General features: G+C 39.7%; 19 protein-coding genes. 11 read left to right on the top strand and 8 right to left on the bottom strand.

All coding sequences use genetic code 11. From position 1 onward, the window contains the following. The first annotated feature begins 60 nt into the window (after positions 1–60). The 6 genes from UABAM_RS31795 (at position 61) to UABAM_RS31820 (ending at position 6,350) form a co-directional block, all read left to right on the top strand. Entirely contained in the window at positions 61–1,806 is a 1,746-nt protein-coding gene (locus UABAM_RS31795; protein WP_151972127.1) for a hypothetical protein, read from the top strand. 178 nt (positions 1,807–1,984) lie between these two features. Then, positions 1,985–2,683: a hypothetical protein gene (locus UABAM_RS31800; protein ID WP_151972129.1), complete on the top strand. Its 699-nt coding sequence runs from the start codon at positions 1,985–1,987 to the stop codon at positions 2,681–2,683. Positions 2,684–2,690: 7 nt separating this feature from the next. Then, positions 2,691–3,854 carry a homocitrate synthase/isopropylmalate synthase family protein gene (locus UABAM_RS31805; protein WP_151972131.1) on the top strand — a complete coding sequence of 388 codons (1,164 nt, stop codon included), beginning with the start codon at positions 2,691–2,693 and terminating at the stop codon, positions 3,852–3,854. Continuing rightward, positions 3,854–4,534: a site-2 protease family protein gene (locus UABAM_RS31810; protein ID WP_151972133.1), complete on the top strand. Its 681-nt coding sequence runs from the start codon at positions 3,854–3,856 to the stop codon at positions 4,532–4,534. The genes UABAM_RS31805 and UABAM_RS31810 overlap by 1 nt, the downstream gene beginning before the upstream one ends. A 42-nt stretch (positions 4,535–4,576) precedes the next feature. Further along, positions 4,577–5,605, top strand: a complete 1,029-nt coding sequence (gene add, locus UABAM_RS31815; RefSeq protein ID WP_151972135.1) for an adenosine deaminase — start codon at positions 4,577–4,579, stop codon at positions 5,603–5,605. Next, the gene (locus UABAM_RS31820; RefSeq protein WP_173013693.1) at positions 5,589–6,350 is read left to right on the top strand and encodes a type III pantothenate kinase; all 762 of its coding nucleotides are present in this window, start codon (positions 5,589–5,591) and stop codon (positions 6,348–6,350) included. The genes add and UABAM_RS31820 overlap by 17 nt, the downstream gene beginning before the upstream one ends. Positions 6,351–6,484: 134 nt before the next feature. On the opposite strand, the gene UABAM_RS31825 is transcribed toward UABAM_RS31820, so the two are convergent. After that, the gene (locus UABAM_RS31825) at positions 6,485–6,778 is read right to left on the bottom strand and encodes a hypothetical protein (protein WP_151972139.1); all 294 of its coding nucleotides are present in this window, start codon (positions 6,776–6,778) and stop codon (positions 6,485–6,487) included. An 18-nt stretch (positions 6,779–6,796) separates the two neighbouring features. Continuing rightward, positions 6,797–7,600, bottom strand: a complete 804-nt coding sequence (locus UABAM_RS31830; protein WP_151972141.1) for an E3 ubiquitin ligase family protein — start codon at positions 7,598–7,600, stop codon at positions 6,797–6,799. Positions 7,601–7,729: 129 nt separating this feature from the next. On the opposite strand from UABAM_RS31830, the gene UABAM_RS31835 reads away from it, so the two are divergent. Continuing rightward, the gene (locus UABAM_RS31835) at positions 7,730–7,948 is read left to right on the top strand and encodes a putative signal transducing protein (RefSeq protein ID WP_151972143.1); all 219 of its coding nucleotides are present in this window, start codon (positions 7,730–7,732) and stop codon (positions 7,946–7,948) included. Between the two features lie 12 nt (positions 7,949–7,960). Beyond that, positions 7,961–8,953: an NAD-dependent epimerase/dehydratase family protein gene (locus UABAM_RS31840; RefSeq protein ID WP_151972145.1), complete on the top strand. Its 993-nt coding sequence runs from the start codon at positions 7,961–7,963 to the stop codon at positions 8,951–8,953. A 91-nt stretch (positions 8,954–9,044) separates the two neighbouring features. On the opposite strand, the gene UABAM_RS31845 is transcribed toward UABAM_RS31840, so the two are convergent. After that, positions 9,045–9,536, bottom strand: coding sequence for a tetratricopeptide repeat protein (locus UABAM_RS31845; RefSeq protein WP_151972147.1), 492 nt, complete (start codon positions 9,534–9,536; stop codon positions 9,045–9,047). A gap of 355 nt (positions 9,537–9,891) precedes the next feature. Here UABAM_RS31845 and UABAM_RS31850 point away from each other — a divergent pair, with 355 nt between their 5' ends. Then, positions 9,892–10,878 (top strand): malate dehydrogenase, encoded by a 987-nt coding sequence (locus UABAM_RS31850; RefSeq protein WP_151972149.1) that lies wholly within the window; start codon positions 9,892–9,894, stop codon positions 10,876–10,878. A 69-nt stretch (positions 10,879–10,947) separates the two neighbouring features. Here UABAM_RS31850 and UABAM_RS31855 read toward each other — a convergent pair whose 3' ends face one another. After that, a complete protein-coding gene (locus tag UABAM_RS31855) occupies positions 10,948–11,916 on the bottom strand; it encodes a DMT family transporter (protein ID WP_151972151.1) in 969 nt (322 codons plus the stop codon). A 115-nt stretch (positions 11,917–12,031) separates the two neighbouring features. Between UABAM_RS31855 and UABAM_RS31860 the strand changes: the two genes are divergently transcribed. After that, entirely contained in the window at positions 12,032–13,087 is a 1,056-nt protein-coding gene (locus UABAM_RS31860; RefSeq protein WP_151972153.1) for a Gfo/Idh/MocA family protein, read from the top strand. Between the two features lie 11 nt (positions 13,088–13,098). Next, on the top strand, positions 13,099–14,154 hold the full coding sequence (locus UABAM_RS31865) for a serine/threonine protein kinase (protein WP_151972155.1): 1,056 nt from the start codon (positions 13,099–13,101) through the stop codon (positions 14,152–14,154). Between the two features lie 161 nt (positions 14,155–14,315). Here the strand turns inward: UABAM_RS31865 and UABAM_RS31870 are convergent, their stop codons facing one another. The 4 genes from UABAM_RS31870 to UABAM_RS31885 all read right to left on the bottom strand — a co-directional run bounded on the left by UABAM_RS31870 (position 14,316) and on the right by UABAM_RS31885 (position 17,776). Then, positions 14,316–15,839 carry a serine/threonine-protein kinase gene (locus UABAM_RS31870; RefSeq protein ID WP_173013694.1) on the bottom strand — a complete coding sequence of 508 codons (1,524 nt, stop codon included), beginning with the start codon at positions 15,837–15,839 and terminating at the stop codon, positions 14,316–14,318. After that, entirely contained in the window at positions 15,832–16,434 is a 603-nt protein-coding gene (locus UABAM_RS31875) for a sigma-70 family RNA polymerase sigma factor (protein WP_151972159.1), read from the bottom strand. The genes UABAM_RS31870 and UABAM_RS31875 overlap by 8 nt, the downstream gene beginning before the upstream one ends. Before the next feature lie 85 nt (positions 16,435–16,519). After that, positions 16,520–17,152 carry a zinc ribbon domain-containing protein gene (locus UABAM_RS31880; RefSeq protein ID WP_151972161.1) on the bottom strand — a complete coding sequence of 211 codons (633 nt, stop codon included), beginning with the start codon at positions 17,150–17,152 and terminating at the stop codon, positions 16,520–16,522. After that, positions 17,153–17,776 carry an IS607 family transposase gene (locus tag UABAM_RS31885; protein ID WP_151972163.1) on the bottom strand — a complete coding sequence of 208 codons (624 nt, stop codon included), beginning with the start codon at positions 17,774–17,776 and terminating at the stop codon, positions 17,153–17,155. It lies immediately after the preceding gene. Positions 17,777–17,791: the final 15 nt, after the last annotated feature.

Below are 17,791 nucleotides of genomic sequence, written 5' to 3' on the forward strand. Positions count from 1 at the left end.
ATATTTCTTTTCTGGCGGTATGATTAACTTTTTTTGAAAGTATGATTAAATAGGATATCTATGGACTATATGGAGCCTTATGCAAAAGAAAATAATCTTTTGCAACTATCACTTTTTCATTTTGGAAAAAGAAGACCAGTCCCAGAAAAAACAATCAGTGAATGGGCGGATGGTAGAGGAAATTATAAATTAACCTGTGTATGTCAATATGGTGTTCCTGGTAGTTTTGAACAAGACGTTTATGCCGCCTGCATGAGAATTTGGGTAAAAAATGGTATGCCCGCGACGAGTATCAAATTGAACTATAGCGATATTGCACGAGAGTTAAATTTAACACCGATCAAGGCATGGGTGGGAAAAATAAAGAAATCGTTGCGCAAGCTTGCGCAAGCGCGTTATGAATTTGTACAGTGTTTTATTAAAGCCGACGACGCGGGGAATAAAAAAGTTTCTACACACTTTTCACTATTTGATTCCGCTAGCTTGTTTGAGCATGAACGCGGAAAAAGCAAAAGAATTAGCGAATCGGAGTTAATTTTTCCCGATATCATAAAAGGAAATCTCGAAGCGAAGTACTACCAGCTTTTGGATATGGTATGGTATCGCGCTTTACCAGAAGGTCTTGCGCGGCGTCTTTACGAGTACTTAGCTAAGAGACACTATCATAACGTCGATGGAAAATTTACCATTTCTGAAGAAGCGCTGTGTCGGTGGTTACCTATTGTGGATAAAAACGTAACCAATCGCCGCAAACGTCTCGCAAAGATATCTAATTCACTTATTGATAAAGGCTTTTTGTCTAGCTATGTTTTTGACAAAAAGAAGAAATTGTGTATTTTTGAATATGCAAGAAACCCCACTCCTAAAGTTCACGATATCGTAACTTCTTCTGGAAAAGATAATGCTAAAGACTGTATTGTTACTGCAGAAGAGCAAGCGGTTTTTGTCGATTTTCTCGACTGGATTAACAACATACCATATTTTCATAAAAGTAAAAAAAGAGATATTGCCTCTTTACCCATATCAAAAGTAATTGATCTGTATCCAAAAATACGTGGTAGCTATGAAGAATTAGTTGAAAAAAATGAAAAGCCCAAGGCAGTGTGGATTCACAAAGAGTTTATGAAGCATGCCAAGAAAAAGGACGTGCAAATCAGAAAAGTAGCTCCGGCGGACAATTCGCAGCTCTCATTATTTCAGGACGAACCTGAGTCCGTAGAACTAGATTATGATTTTGAACAAAGCAAAATGGATATAGATCAAGACAAAATAGATGCCGATCTGAGTGACCTGTTCAAAAAAATGAATGTCAAAAAGTGCTCCAATGCACTGAAAAAAGCTGTTAGAAAATATTACGATTCTCACGGTTTTGAATACGTAAAGTGGAATATATTGTATGCCAATAACTATGCTAAGAAAAACTATTCGCCGTATTTGCAAAAAGCGTTGGCAGAAAATTGGGGCGAAGAGTGGGCTGAACAAGAAAAAGCACGCATCGAGATTGCTGAAAAACGCGAGAAAGAGATTGTCGAAAAAATCGAGCTCAAACAACAAGAGGATGACGATTTAGTAAAATTAAAAGAGGATTTTCTCGCGAAAATAGGCCGTTTGCGCAAAACAACTAAGAGAAAATTGTGGTTGGAAGCAGAAGAAGAAACACCAAAAAATAGTATCGGCCGTGGTATGAATGTAAAAATTGCTTACAGCAAAAAATTACTCAGCTATGTGAATAGTAAAAATTGTAATTTTCCGGAAAAAGTAGTGAAAGAGCTTTCTTTTATTAAAGAAATTGCTTTTGAAGAATAATAGTTCTGAGTGTGTTATTAGCTAATACAAATCATGAAAACGCAGTGCTGTAAAGTACTGCGTTTTTTGCTGTTGTTTGTAAATATTTCATACCACAGAGAAAGTTTCGCGTATTTTGCTGGAATATCATCACAAAAATTTTACAATAGTTTTTTTAATTATTTTTTGGGGTAAATAGATGAAAGATGATATTGAAGATCTCGTGAAAAAGATCATTGAGGAAGAAGATGGAGGAATTCGCGAAGAGTTACGTGAAGTTCTCGTTGGTTTTGGCCAACCAGCAATACACGCAATACTACCGTTTTTAGGTAGTGATGATTGGCAAATTCGCTATCGTTTAGTCAGTACTATTGGACAAATTGGCATCGAAAGTAAACAAGGTTTTTTGGGTGTTGAAGAAGCGATCAATATTGAAAATGATGAAGAAGTGAAGCGCGTAATGATGCAAACATTGCTGGGAGCAAAGGTTCCGATTGTCACAGAGTTTTCTGAAAGTATGAATGAAAAATCAGCTAAGCTCAAAAAAATTTGGAAGTTTTCTGGAGAAGAAGCGGAAAAAATCAAAGAGCTTTTTGCGGAGCAAAAAATTGTGTTTCGCGAACATGTCTTGTGTTGTGGACATCCTGACTATCCCTCTTACGCTGAGATTGTCACTTTTGAAGTACTTGAGAAACAATTTGCCGCAGCAGTGGAAGTGGTAAAGGATTTTTTTGGTTTGGGTTCTGGGAGTGGTTTTACCGGAGAATGTCCTGCATGTGGTACACATGTCGAAAATGCGACCACATGCCCGGAATGTGGATTAAATTTGGAAATGGACCCTAACGAAATTATCCAGTACCATCCTTTTGGCGAATTTTTAGAAAATATAGGTGAATAAGAGAATTATGGTTAAAATACTAGATGCAACTTTACGTGAAGGCGAGCAAACTCCTGGAGTATATTTTGAGGGGCATAATAAATTAGCCATTGCTGAAAAGCTCGATAGTGTGGGGGTCGATATTATCGAGGCAGGACACCCTCTTATTAGCAATAATATTTATAAAGCGGTGAAGCAGATTGCCAATATGGGTCTCAAGGCCAAGGTGGCGGCTCACTCGCGTTCGACAAAAAAAGATGTCGATATCGCCTTAGATTGTGGTGTTGATTTTCTCGGCATATTTTATTGTGTGTCGAATGCACGTCTGGATGGTGTTTTCAAAAAAGATCTTTCATATGCCACCGAACAAATTAGCAAAATTATTTCCTATGCACGTGAGCAACGTCCAGATCTTATGATTCGCTATACACCTGAGGACACAGTGCGTTCGAATTTTGATAATGTGGCACAAGTTGCTGTGGCGGCAGTAAAAGCAGGGGCGGATGTGATTAGTATTGCGGATACCACCGGCTATATGATTCCTGGAACCGATCGCAGTATGTACGATTTTGTCACAAAGCTAAAATTGGTTTTCGACAAAGAAGGTGTCGCTCCACAAATTGCAGTTCATTGCCATAATGACCGAGGTTTGGCGTTGGCAAACGCGATTGATGGATATCGTGCCGGAGCGGATATTATTGATTGCACAGTGTTAGGGATTGGCGAGCGTGCTGGTATTGTTGACTTAGCGCAACTTTTGGTATTGTTTCGCGAAGATTTTTCTGTAACAAATGAATGGAATTTGTTGGAATTGAATGAGCTGTATGAGTTTGTAAGCCATTATGCAAAAATTGCCATCGCGAAAAATTTGCCGATTATTGGGCAAAACGCATTCACCCACTGTGCGGGGGTGCATACACACGCCGCGGTGATTAATCCTCTGCATTACCATAGCCTTGCCCCAGAAATTGTTGGACGTAAAATGGAAATATGCCTGGACCACATGTCGGGAATTTCTTCGGTAAAGTATGGGTTACAAAAAATTGGTATGGAAGATGTTGAAGATACATTTGCATTGCAAGTTCTTGGCGAGGTCAAGACGATTGGCGAGACAGGACGTACAGTGAACGATTTGAAAGAATTAGAACGAATTGCTCTGTGGTGTAGACAAAATACGGAGGAAACGGCGTAATGTGGGATATCTTTTTTCATATGAGTTCTGACCATTATGTGAGCTTGGCATATTTTTTCGGTATGATATTTATCTTTTCTGGACTCCACGAATACGCCCATGCTCGTATTGCCTACGCTTGTGGTGATATGGGTGTTGAAAAGCGCGTTACTCTAAATCCTCTAAAGCACATCGGGTTAGTGCCAACGATATTGTTTCCCGCTCTTATTTTATACGCATCAGGTGGCCAAGTAATTTTCGGTAGTGCTAAACCTGTACCCATTAACATTGAAGCTTTGCGCCATCGTGGTCGCGATACCATGGCTGCGGTTCTCGCCGGACCAGGTATGAATTTATTACTTATTATTGTAACGCTTGTTATTATGATCATGAGTAAATTTTTCATGACACCTGACGAATTGAAGACAAGTTTAATGATCAACTTTTTGGGGAATTGTGTACTGATTAATGCCTTGCTCGTATGCCTAAATATGATTCCGTTTCCCCCTCTTGATGGCATCAAAGCTTTTTATGGATTTTTACCGCGTTGGCGGTTTTTTATTATTATAGATCTCATTGGAGTCATTGCCTTATTGTTTGTCTTTTGGAATTATCCGCAGTTTTTCATGACGATAATGAATGATTATGTTATACCATGTTGGAAATTTGTATGGAAATGTTACGTGCGCTTTCCTGTGTAGTTTTACATTGTAAAGCGGTAAACTAGATATGTAGGCCAGTTTATGGAAATAACCAAACAAGATATTTTATCCTTACCCAAAAGTGAACTGCATTGTCATTTAGATGGTTCTGTTCGCATAAATACAATTATTGATCTTGCGCGTGAGTACAAAATAGAATTGCCCTCTTATGAAGAGAGCGGATTAGAGAAACATCTTATTTGTGGACGCAAAGTTGTTGATTTAGTGGAGTATCTCGATGCATTTCGCATGACTTTGTCGGTGATGCAGGACAAGGATGCTTTAGAAAGAATCGCCTTTGAATTAGTGGAAGATGCTGCACGAGAAAATTTATGGTATTTTGAAGTTCGATTTTCTCCCACTTTACACGACAAAAAAGGTTTGAGTTACAGTGAAATTGTTGAGGCAGTGTTGCGCGGCTTTGCAAAAGGCGAAGCAAAGTACAATATAAAAGTAGGACTTATCATTTGTGCGATGCGCGAAAAGTCTTTGGACGAGGCTTTAGAAATGGCGCGTCTGTGCGTAAAGTATTATGGAAAGGGTGTGGTTGCCTTTGACCTAGCAGGTGCAGAAGCCGGAAATCCAGCCAAAAAATTCGGCAAAGCGTTTGCTATGATACGCAAGAGTTTAGTCAACCGTACCATTCACGCGGGAGAAGCTTTTGGTGCAAAGAGTATCTTCCAAGCTATTGAATTAGGTGCTCATCGCATTGGACATGGCATCAGTTTAGAGGAAAATGAACAGTTATTCCAATATGTCAACAATCATCGCATTGCGATTGAAGTTTGTTTAAAATGCAATACACAAACCGGAACACCATTAGAAGAACATCCACTACCTCGATTTGTCAAAAAAGGTTTATGTGTTACTTTAAACACAGACAATCGCCTCATGTCTGCAACAACATTAACGGATGAATATATGCTGGCCATCAATACATATTCATTTAGCAAGAAGCAAGTCAAAGAGCTCATCATAAACAGTTTTACTGCGGCATTTTTACCCTTCGATGAAAAACGACAACTGCTACAGAAAGTGGAGGAAAAAACGCGCGATGTGTTGGGCAATTGATGTAGGAAATACGCACTACAAAGTTGGGATCATCAAAAACAAAACTGTGGAACAAGTGTATCGTTTTCGTACGATTCGCGAACAGTCTATCGACGAATATTATTTCCAGTTGCGCAATATTTGTCGCGAACACGATCTTTTACAAATTCCTCATTTATGGATTGCTAGTGTAGTTCCGTCGGTAAATATTGCTTTCGAAATGTTGGGGAAAACCAAAGGGATCTCCATGACGTTTATTGATGCCGATAGTCCTTTTTCTTTTACCATTGATGAGCGCATCGGTAAAAAAATCGGAGCTGATATTCTAATACTTGCTGAAGCAGCGATGGCAATGGTGAATCAAAAAGACGTTATCATTGTTTGCGCGGGAACAGCAACAACTGTTTTTGCCGTCGTGGGAGGTATTTTGATTGGGGGAGCGATTGCCCCGGGTATCAAAGGTTCTGTCGAATCATTGATTGATAATGCGGCGTTATTAAGTACAACATACTTAGAATTACCAGAGAAAGCGATTGGACAAACAACGGAAACGGCCATGAGCAGTGGGATTTTGTATGGTTTCGCTGGCCTTGTCGATGGCCTTATTTCGCGCATGAAGAAAGAGATTGGCCGCGATGATATACCTGTTGTTGCCAGTGGGGGTATGATCAGTAAAATTGAACGCGCTTCTTTTGAAATAGACAAAGTGTATCCTGATTTAGGCATGGAGGGAATCTTGCGCCTTATTGTTGAGGGTGGGAGGTAATTCAATAAGAGTGACGAATAGGTTTTGTTCCTTAGGCCTAACGTAGTTTGAGGAACGGGCGGACACTAGGTCCGCCCCTGCAATGCACTTTGTAAAAGGTATGCTTCTTTTGTGCGTTGCAAGTTAGCAAAAGGTTAGAAATATTGTAGAATTTCTTCACCTTGTCCAAGATGCAGTTGCTGCGCTTGCTTTGTTGGATTCCATCCTTTTTGTAAGCCAATTTCCACGATATCTTTTACATTTGTGGGAGTCACTGCGGTTGCTTCTCCGTCTTTATCTTTGCGATGAAAAGCGACTACTAATCGTTGGCCTGGTTCCTCGGCATGTTCGATAACCAAGTGGATACCCTTTTTGTCAGAGGCAACAACCCAACGATATTCTACATCATCTACGGTGATCAGTCGTGAACCTTTTTTGCGTAAAGCCATACAGTTTCCTTTTGTTATTTATGAATTCGCTTTTATTCCCAAGACCAGAAGTACAATTGCTGCGATAAAAAAGATATAGGCTAGGATTGCCATCCATTTTGCTGTACTTTGTTGGCTACGCACAAGCTCTTCTTCTGATTTTGTTGTGATAATAAAAGAGGCACCCGAGGTCGTTGGTTTTTTTACAACAAGTTCTTCGTCGCCACATACTTCACCGAGAATGTATAGTCTACGATCAAGAGGAATGATGGACTCTTGCATACGATAACCAATAGTACGATGTCCTTTATTGAGAACCATACTTGCAAGATCAAGAACCAGTTTTCCCATAGCCAAATTGTTGTCTTTTGGGTGTCTTTCTAATTTGTTGACAACTTCAATAGCATCGACATCAGAACCTTCGCCTTCAATGCGAATTTTGCCTGTTTCGTCTTCTAGATAAAAGGGTATATGACGCGTGTCTTTGGTCATTATTTCACTGCGGCGTCTTGTTCCAGATCGGACATTGCCGTCAGAATCGCGGTCTTGATAGCGTTCTTCAAATTCATGTGTTACTTTTGTATTGTAATAAACGCATTCTTGTTGAGATATTTCGCCTAAAAGAGGTTTTTCACAAACGATTTTACCCTTGAGTTCTACTTTTTGGCGAAATTCTTTACTGGCATTTTGCCCTTTACTGTGATGAAGTTGATCTTCGAGTTGTTTTACTGTTGAGGTAGGAGTGTCTACAATTTGTTGTAGTTTTTTTAATGAAGATCCACGTATAAACCAAAAGATAATTCCCACAAGTCCTGTAATTCCGGAGAATACATAATATGTCATTTTGTTTTTCCTATATAAAACACTTTTACCTGATAGTTATTTGAATGATACTAGGGGTTTACGCCCTACAACCATTATAATTAAAATCTGTTGTTGTGCTAGGTAAATTTTTGCTTGAGGAGTTTTGCTATGTCCAAAATTGTGTGTGTAAAAAAATTTCCCAACCGTCTCGAGGCTGAATTAGCTAAGTCGCTTTTAGAAGCCGAAGGAATTATGGCACGAGTTTCGGCAGATGATAGTGGAGGCATGGAAATGATGCCGATACAGCTCGTTGGTAGTGTCGAGCTTTTAGTTTTAGAGGATCGCTTACGTGAAGCTTCTTCTATATTAAATAAACGCGCAAAATAAAGGAGAAGCAAAATGAAGATATTAGTTACAGGAGCTACAGGTTTTATCGGAGGTCGTACTGTGGAAGCACTTCTATCGCTTTCTTACGATGAAGTACGATGCTGTGGACGCAATCGCAGTAAGGCAGAACACTTAGAAAAAAAAGGCGCCTGCTTTCATGAAGGCAGTTTGCTAGATGATAAGCATGTGAATGAGATCACACGTGATATCGACATGATCGTACACTGTGCTGGATTGGCAGGGACATGGGGAAAATACGAGGATTATCATGAAGCAAATGTTACTGCCACCGAAAAATTAGTCGCCGCAGCACAAAAAAGCGGCGTGCAGCGCTTTGTAAATATATCTTCCCCAAGTATATATTTTGATTATCGCGATCAACTAGACCTTGTGGAAGGAGATTTACCAAAAAAATTCTCCAATCATTATGCCACGACGAAATTCAAAGCGGAAAAGGTTGTGGAGAAAGCTCATAATGAAAAGTTTTTGACGGTTTCTTTGCGTCCACGTTTTGTCATTGGTGCGGGGGACAATCAAATTCTTCCGCGACTGATTCGTTTGCAAAAATCCAATATGTTGGTACAAATAGGCGATGGGGAAAACATTGTTGATGTCACCACGGTGAAGAATGTTGTAGACGCTATTTTATTATGCTTAAAGGCCCCCCACGATGCCATGGGAGAAGTGTACAATATTAGTAACGGTGAGCCGGTAAAATTTTGGAAATTTGTCGACATGGTATTGACAAAAATGGGCATTTCTACAGAACGCAAAAAGGTTCCATATCGCTTGATGTTGAGGCTGGCAAGAGTTAACCAAATGGTGGCTATTTGCGTTAAACGCAAAGAAGAACCGCGTTTACTTCCCATTACTGTCGCAGCCCTAGCGAAGTCTATGACGCTAAATATCGCGAAAGCACGTGAAAAACTTGGTTATGATCCGCAACAAACTGTGGAAGAAGGGGTGGACGAGTTTTTGGCATGGTGGCGCGAGAAGAAATCGTAATTTTAAGTAAGACTTGATGCATTGCTAGATTAGGATCTTTTGCAAAAGATCCTAATCTAAAAGTTAAAATAATCATGGGCAAATTAAATAATTAAAACATTCCGATTGATTCCAAAGGTTCTTTTTCGTAAGAGTCCATTAAATTTTTGAATTCTTGGTCTTCGCGGATGAAATTTAAATCATCGTCTAGTTCTAGATGATCAAAATCCTTAAAACCATTTTCCAAAGCATTTTCTAAACATTCTAAAGCTTTTGCTTTGTCTTTTTGCATGCAGTAATTACATGCAAGATTATAATAGGCGTTTGCATAGTTTGGATTGAGTTGTAAAGCTTTGTTGCAATCAGCGATTGCTTGTTCGTACAACTCTTGCTTGTGATAGCAAGCACCACGGTTGTCGTAAGCATTTGCAAAATCACCCTGTACTTCGATTGCTTTTGTAAAATCGGCAATAGCGGTATCATAGTCACCTTTGTTGTAATGACAAACACCACGCTTATTGTAAGACTCAGCTGTAGGATTTTGCTCTATTTGAGCTGTGTAATCTGCGATTAACTGATCGTAAACATTATGTGATTCTTCCATGAATTTCCTCCATAGATAACATTGTTGTTGAGTTAAAGTGTTATCATCAGTTAACTCTTATCTAATCTCTAGCTCTTGAAAACACTAGCTGCATTACGGCAAAGTTAAATACTTAGGTCATAATACCTTTGTCGTGCCTTGCTAGAATTTACAATAACTTTAGACCTTAAACAAAATTTAATTGATGACACGCTTTAGCTATTTTATGCAAAAAATCGATGTATTGCAAGAAATGAGTTATGTTCTCATAATTAAGCTTTACAATATTACTTGAAATTGTAAGATGATAGTACGCATGTGTGAGTGGATGTTTTCACACTTATTTTTTTGCAAATTTCTTATAAAGGATCTTCTTATGTCGACAAAGTCAGTACGTGTAGCGATCACTGGTGCCGCTGGACAGATTGGTTATGCTATTCTATTTCGCATTGCTTCTGGCCAGATGTTTGGTCCTGATACAGCAGTACATCTTAATCTATTAGAATTAGAAGTTGCTTTACCTGCCTTAGAAGGCGTTAAGATGGAGTTAGACGATTGTGCATTTCCTCTTCTACAATCTATCACCACAACTTCTGACGCTAATGTGGCTTTCAAAGATGTTGATTGGGCGCTACTCATCGGAGCTTTTCCACGTAAGGCAGGCATGGAAAGAAAAGACTTGCTGGAAAAAAATGCAGGTATTTTTACCGGACAAGGGAAAGCGATAAATGACAATGCCAAAAATACGTGCAAAGTTTTGGTTGTAGGAAATCCTTGCAACACGAATGCTTATATTGCAAAGAGCATGGCACCAAACATTCCTGCGAGAAACTTTTTCGCCATGACAATGCTAGATCAAAATCGCGCCGTTACCCAACTAGCGCAAAAAGCAAATGCTCACAATACCGATGTATCAAATGTCACCATATGGGGAAACCATTCTTCCACTCAATACCCTGATTTTTACAACGCAACCATTTCAGGAAAGCCAGTAACGGAATCCATTAGCGATGAAGAATGGCTAAAGGGAGATTTTATTAAAACAGTTCAACAACGCGGTGCAGCGATTATTAAAGCAAGAGGCTTGTCTTCCGCTGCCTCAGCGGCAAATGCAGCCGTGGATACCGTGAGAAATCTTGTGACTCCGACACCTGAAGGTAAGCATTTTTCTGTTGCCGTTTGTTCTGACGGTAGCTACGGAATACCAGAAGGTTTGATGTTTGGTTATCCTGTGCGTTCTAATGGCGAAGAATGGGAAATCGTACAAGGCATTAGCCATAACGAATTTGCCCAAGAAAAAATTGCTGCGACCACAAAAGAACTCAGCGAAGAGAGAGACGCAGTGCAACATTTACTAACGTAGTATATTGTCTTTAGACAACAGTAATGCGTTTTGAATAGATAATCGCAAACTATGCGATTATCTATACTTTTACACTCCTTTAAAACCCACTTCTGTATCCATTTGCGCTTTAACATCAGGAACCTTTGGTTTCTTCAATGAAAGTGCCATACCACATAAGATAATAAAGCCACCGATGAATTGTGCGCTACTGGGAACTTCGCCCAAAATAAGAAAAGCCGCGAGAAGACCAGCGACGGGACTAAATGTCGTAATCAGAGGCACAGTCGAAGGGGAAGCGATTCTTAGTCCACTAAACCAACATAATTGTCCAGCAACGACAATAATCCCTCCATAAAGAAGCATCCATTTCCACAGTGTTCCCGAAAAGGCATCAGAGAAGTGCTGTAGTCCATAAAGGTAAGTGGCAAGAGTAAAAAATACAATTGTACCTACCACCATGCGGAAGATCGCAAATATACACATGGGGATACGATCCAAGCTCGTTTTGCTAATGACAGTGGAGCAGGTAAAAGCGATGGCACCAACTGCGGCATATATCTCTCCTTTTCCAAAAGAGAGTTCCATGATGTTTTGCTGTAAGATCACAGATAAAATGGCACCAACAAAAGAGGTAATCGCACCCGCTATTTGTAATTTTGAGGCGCGGTCTTTTAGCAGTAAAATAGATAAAAAAAGTAGTAGTGGTGGTTCGATGCGTCCTATTAAAACGACATTGGTTACGGTTGTATTTTCTAAGGCAATAAATATACAAGCGGGAGCAATCGCTACCGACAACACCGCAACACTTATTAGTGATAGTATTTCCTTATACGAAGCGCTGCGAAAAAAAGACCATTCGAGATCTTTGCGATAAATAATGAGTAGAGATAGCAAAGCACACAAATTCCCCACAAAAAGTACGTTACAGAAAGTAATGGGGTTAATGGGATTTTGCGCTCCTATGGCGACGAGTTTTTTTACCACAGAATTGGAAGACGCCAAAATAATCACTGCGGCAAAAAGAAGCATGATTCCTTGTATTTGTTGATTTTTCATACAATGCACTACAAGAACAAAGTCTTGTACTCCTTTATAGAGAAGTGAAGAGAACAATTTTTTTTATCTAAAATAAAAAATCTTTGCTACAATTACCAGATGATAAAAAAATTCTATGTCTAGAACATTTTGGACGGTGAGAATAAAATTTGATGAAATTGCGGGAAAATGTAAGATGATCAAAAATACCTACAACTGGGGAATTATAGGTCTTGGAAATATTGCACATTTATTTGCCCAAGGACTAAAGCATGTTCCTCAAGCGCGGCTATGCGCTGTTGCATCTCGCTCAATGGAAAAAGCGAAAAAGTTTGCCATGAAATACGATGTACCGCACTACTACGGTAGCTATGAAGAAATATTAGACAATGCGGAATTGGACATTGTGTATGTGGCAACACCTCATCATTTGCACCATAGAGTGTCATTGATGTGTATGCAGAAACATATCAGTGTTCTTTGTGAAAAGCCTGTGGCAATGAACCGTAGACAAGCCGAAGAGATGGTAAAAGCTGCGGAAACATATCACGTTTTTTTTATGGAAGCTTTGTGGAGTCGTTTTCTACCTCACATACGTAAAGTGAAAGACTTTGTCGACAATGGCACTGTTTCCGATATTCGTCTACTTGAAGCGGACTTTGGCTTTCGCGCTCCCTTTGATCCACAAAAACGAATTTTTAACAATCAATTAGGTGGTGGTTCCCTTCTCGATGTGGGAATTTATCCTGTGTTTCTATCGTATTTGTTGTTAGGTGTGCCACAAAAAATCGAAGCCGAAGCCAACATTGGTAAGACGAATGTCGATGAAATTTGTTCCATGAATATGAGCTATGCGAGCGGTGCAATGGCCACGTTATTATCCTCCATTACCTGTAAAACAAAAACACAAGCGATGATATACGGAAGCAACGCACGTTTAGAGATTGAATCTCCATGGTATGCACCTTCACACCTCACTCTACGAAAATATGAAGACAATGACGATGAAGAATTTCGCTTTAATTATGACAATATAGGCAATGGTTATACATTCGAAATTGTAGAAGTGATGCGCTCAATGGAAAGAACACAACAGCAAAGCTCTTTGTGGAGTTGGCAAGACAGCTTAGAACTTATGGGTATACTCGATAAAATTCGCGAAGCGTGCGGTATTCATTACGATATAAAATAGGTGGTAAGACCATGAGTGATAAGAAAAAAGCACGAGAAGACACGATTCGTCGCCAACTGCAAACCACAAACATTTTGCGTGGTGAGGAAACGAGTCTTGATAACAATGAGATCAATAATGTGGACATCTACTTTGCCTTGTACCCTGGGGAAGTTTTTGCCGATCGGTACAAAGTTTTGCACAAAATTGGCGAAGGTGGCATGGGTTTAGTATACAAAGTCGAAGATCTTGAAGACGATCATGTGATCAAAGCTTTAAAAGTGACCATTGTTGCTGCGGAATCAGAAAGTGAAGTTCACATCAAAAGATTCACTAGAGAAATCAATATGATGCGTAAACTACACCACCCAAATATTGTGACTCTTTACGAAGCGGGGCAATTTGAAAAACGTTGGTACTATACGATGAATTTCATTGAAGGCAAACTGTTTACAATGGATACATGGAACGATTTGTCCGTGGAAGATGGTTTGCGCATTCTTATCCAAATCGCAAAAGCGGTGCACCATGCCCACCAAAAGAATATACTTCACCGTGATTTAAAGCCGGAGAATATCATATGGACATCCGACCATCAGGCCTTTCTCATGGACTTTGGAATTGCAAAATCTTTGGGGTACAACACGAAATTGACCGATAGCGATACGGTGATCGGATCACTGTATTATCTCTCACCCGAGCAGGCGAGCGGGGACAGTGATATTGACGCGCGTAGCGATGTCTTTGCTTTGGGTGTTGTTCTCTATCAATTTTTGACGCGTAGCCTTCCGTTTATGGGTACGTCAAATATGATGGTCATCAACGCGATATTACGTTCTGAGCCTATATCTCCAAGAAGTATTCGCAGCGAAATATCCGAAGATTTACAAAAAGTATGTCTCACAGCGCTTGAAAAAAATAGAGAGCTACGCTACGTATCTGCAGAAAGATTCGCAGAGGATTTAGAAAGTGTTTTGCATGATGAGCCACCACAACTTATCACCACAAGTTCTTCTTACTATCTTGTCTACGTAGGGATTATCGTGGTAATTATCTACATATGGATATATCTTGGAACATTTTACTAAGACGTGTCGCGGTACTAGAATATCGCCTATTTTTTCGATCCGATCTAGTTGAAGTTCACAGAACCGTCAACGTAAATTTGCTTATATGAAAACGCGTTGGTGTAAAAAATAAGACCTTAACCTAAAAGATCGATAAAAGCTTGATATTTCATCAAGCTTTTCTATTTGTTTTTTATTGCTCTGCGAACAAACATGCGGTATTCGCGTTTGGAAATATAGGAGTCTTTGTCGCTATCTATTTTCCAAAACAGAGGTTTGTTGAATTCGGCTTTGGATAGTTTGCCATCGCTATTTTTGTCTAGTTGATGAAAAGGCGGTACCTTACGCATCATTTTTTGCTTTCTCATGCGTTGCATCCATACGTGTGCCTCACGCCTCTTTCCCATATAATTGAAAATGTTTTTGAATTTTTTACTCAACTCATTTTTGGTTAATAACTTATCGTTATTTCGATCAATCGAACGAAAACTATCCTTTTTAAAAGGCCATTCATTTAGTCCAATCTTTTGATCTTGATTTTGATCATACTCCATAATAAAGTTTTGGGTAATCACCTGTTGTGGAGGCGCTGCGTCTTGGTTTTTGTCCTTTTCCTTGCCCTTGCGATCTTTATTCTCTTCCTTGCTGTTTTCATTACTTTGTGGTTTTTCGTTTTGTGCCATGGACGCCGGAACCTCTTCTTGCCTATTTTTACCATACGCCACAGCAACAAAAAAGACAACGATTGCAACGGCGAGTACCGAAGCATAACGGATGAAAACTGGCGTTTTCTGTCTACTTTGTAAAGACCTTTTCATCTCCGTGACAGACGCGAAGCGCATATTTCTATCTTTGTGCAGCGCTTTTTTACAGAAGTTATTCCAAACCGGTGACATGTCTTCGATGGGAGACGGAGTTTGTTTGATCACTTTTTGGAGTATGGTAAAGGGATTCTTTCCGGTGAAGACGGGGCGTCCTGCCAGCATTTCATATAGTATGGTACCCAATGAATAAATATCGGTGCGTTGGTCTACTGCTTGTCCCAATGCCTGCTCTGGTGACATATACATGGGGGTTCCTAGAACTTCTCCGGTGATGGATAAGTTGGAATTTCCTTCGTTTAGTGCCTTGGCGATTCCAAAGTCGGTGATGAATACATTGTCATTTTCATCAATGAGTATGTTGCTCGGTTTTAGATCGCGGTGTACGATCTCTTTACTATGCGCATACTCTATGGCGTCGAGAATTTGCATAAAAATATGTTGGGTTTCTTTGATGTGCAGTTTTTTGCTCTTGAGGTATGCCGCCAAAGAGATTCCTTCGATGTATTGCATGATGATACATGGGGAATTATTGATCGTTTGAAAATCGTGAACAGCAACAATATTCGGGTGGTGTAACGACGCGTTATTGCGCGCTTCTCTTTGAAAGCGCTTGAGGGCAATCGCCGAAGGAAGTTTTATTTGTTTGATGGCCACTACGCGCGAAAGTATTTTGTCATACGCTTTGTATACCACTCCCATACCGCCTTGTCCTATTTTTCCTTGGAACTCAAAACGTTGCTGTCCGACCGTTGCCGTTAAATCATTTCCGGATTTTTCGCTCATTGTTTGTTGATTGTCGAGATCATTTGCACTATCTTCGTCGGGTAGTAGTTTGGCACATTGGCGCAATAGAGCATCTACCCTATTTGATACATCACTCATTTTCGCCCTCCTCCAAGTAATTTTTGACTTCATTGTGAATACTTTTCAAGTACTTTTTTACTTGGTAATCGGTAATGTTTAATTTTTTTACGATAGATTCGATACTCTCATCGTCACGATAACGCAAAATGAAAATCTGTTTCATTAGTGGATCTTCGGCATGTTCGATTAAGTCGCGTATTACCAATAAATTGAGTACCTCTTCTGCTTTTTTTTCGTTACTCTCGAGCGTAGATAAAAGAGAGATGTGCTCATCGTTGTGGTATATGGTTGCTTGGCGCATCAGTTGTGCTTTTTTGGTCTTCTTACCTTTCCAATAATTGCTTATTTCACCTTTAATCACCTTTAGTGCCAAAGCGTTAAAAGCCTTTTTTTCGCGAACCTCTTTGACTTTTTTCGATAGCGTAAGCAGAATTTTGTTGGTGAGATCGTAACTATCGTGGTAGTGCCCGACCGTTAAACGTACAAAATTGAAGATAGGCGTCTGGTATCGAGATAAAAAAGCATCCATATGTTGGATTGTATCTGGATTGTTTTGGATATATTGGATCAATTCGATGGTCATTGTCGAACATGGTTTATTTAAATTTGTCATAAGCGCGCCCTAAACAATTCTTTTTATATAACCCTTGAGATGCAGTGAATTTCGGATAGTGCCGCTCTTCCAAAGTTGGACAATATTACCCATCTTTGGATTTCAGGGTATCACCCTTAGATTTAATTTCTTGGCAGCTAACAGCGTAAGAATTTACCTGTTCGTCAGTAATCCCCGGAAGTTCGAAAACTCCTAGACCACTAAACCGCCAAGCTCGCCGCTTAGAAACACTACGACGGCCCGAGCAAGGCATCTGTAATTTTTGCAGAGTTCTGTTTAAGCCATTTCTGGCAGCATTTTCATCTCGAAAATGAAAGGAGTCACATTCAGGACAAGTCCAATAACGAAACTCGGGAGAAATACGATCTTTAACAACATGATCGCAATCATGGCAGGTACGGGTTGAAGCCTTTTCTGACCATTCAACAAAAACACGACCAGAACGATTAGCGACCCAATTTAAGATAAGTTTGAATTGACCAATGAGAGATTGATTATTCATCGCTCTTCGCATTTTGGAGGTAAGTCCTCCACCATTTGGAGTGTAGTCACCAACACTGACAACATCATATTCGCGAAAAAGACGATTTGCAAGAGAGTAGAGAAACACCTTAACCTGTTCTCGGCGTGTCCGATAAAGTTCTTGCAACTTGTCATCAAAGAATAGCCAACGACGAGAAGGTTTCCAAAATGGGATTTTCAATGAGACTACTTGCATTTATTCCTTTTCTATTTCTTCGGCAACTTGCCTTAGCTGCTTCATCACTTTTCTATTTTTGTGACTTCTAGCTCCATACAATCGTGCTGAAAACACTGTTATTATCTCTAATACATCTGTTACTAGTTCTTCTTCAAAAGTTACTTCTTCTGAACTATTTATAATCACCACCTCTACGGCAAATTGTTCGCACAAACTAAACACGATTTCTGAACCAAACCTCAGTAATCTGTCTTTGTGTGTTAATACAAGCCTGTTTATTTCTCCTTGGCAGATCTTTTTTATCAGCGTTTTTAATCCACGTTTGCGATAATTCAAGCCTGAGCCCATATCTTTTAGTACTTCGTATTTCCATCCTTGGGAACTACAATACGACTCCAGTAGTTTTGCCTGTCTCACTAAATCTTGCTTTTGATCGTGACTTGATACTCTCGCGTATGCTAGTGTGACTTCTTCTACTGACTGTACTCCCAGCATTTTCGCTTTGCGCAATTCTCGTATGTCGTAGCGGCGGTGTCCTCCCTTTGTTCTTTCTGAACTTATCTTACCTTTTTCTTCCCACCGCCTTAGAGTTTTTGCTGATACTCCTAGCTCTTTTGCTGCTTTTTTTATACTTATTTTCATAATAAACTAATATTA

Origin of the sequence: Candidatus Uabimicrobium amorphum, assembly GCF_009002475.1 — a bacterium.
Taxonomy (GTDB): domain Bacteria; phylum Planctomycetota; class Uabimicrobiia; order Uabimicrobiales; family Uabimicrobiaceae; genus Uabimicrobium; species Uabimicrobium amorphum.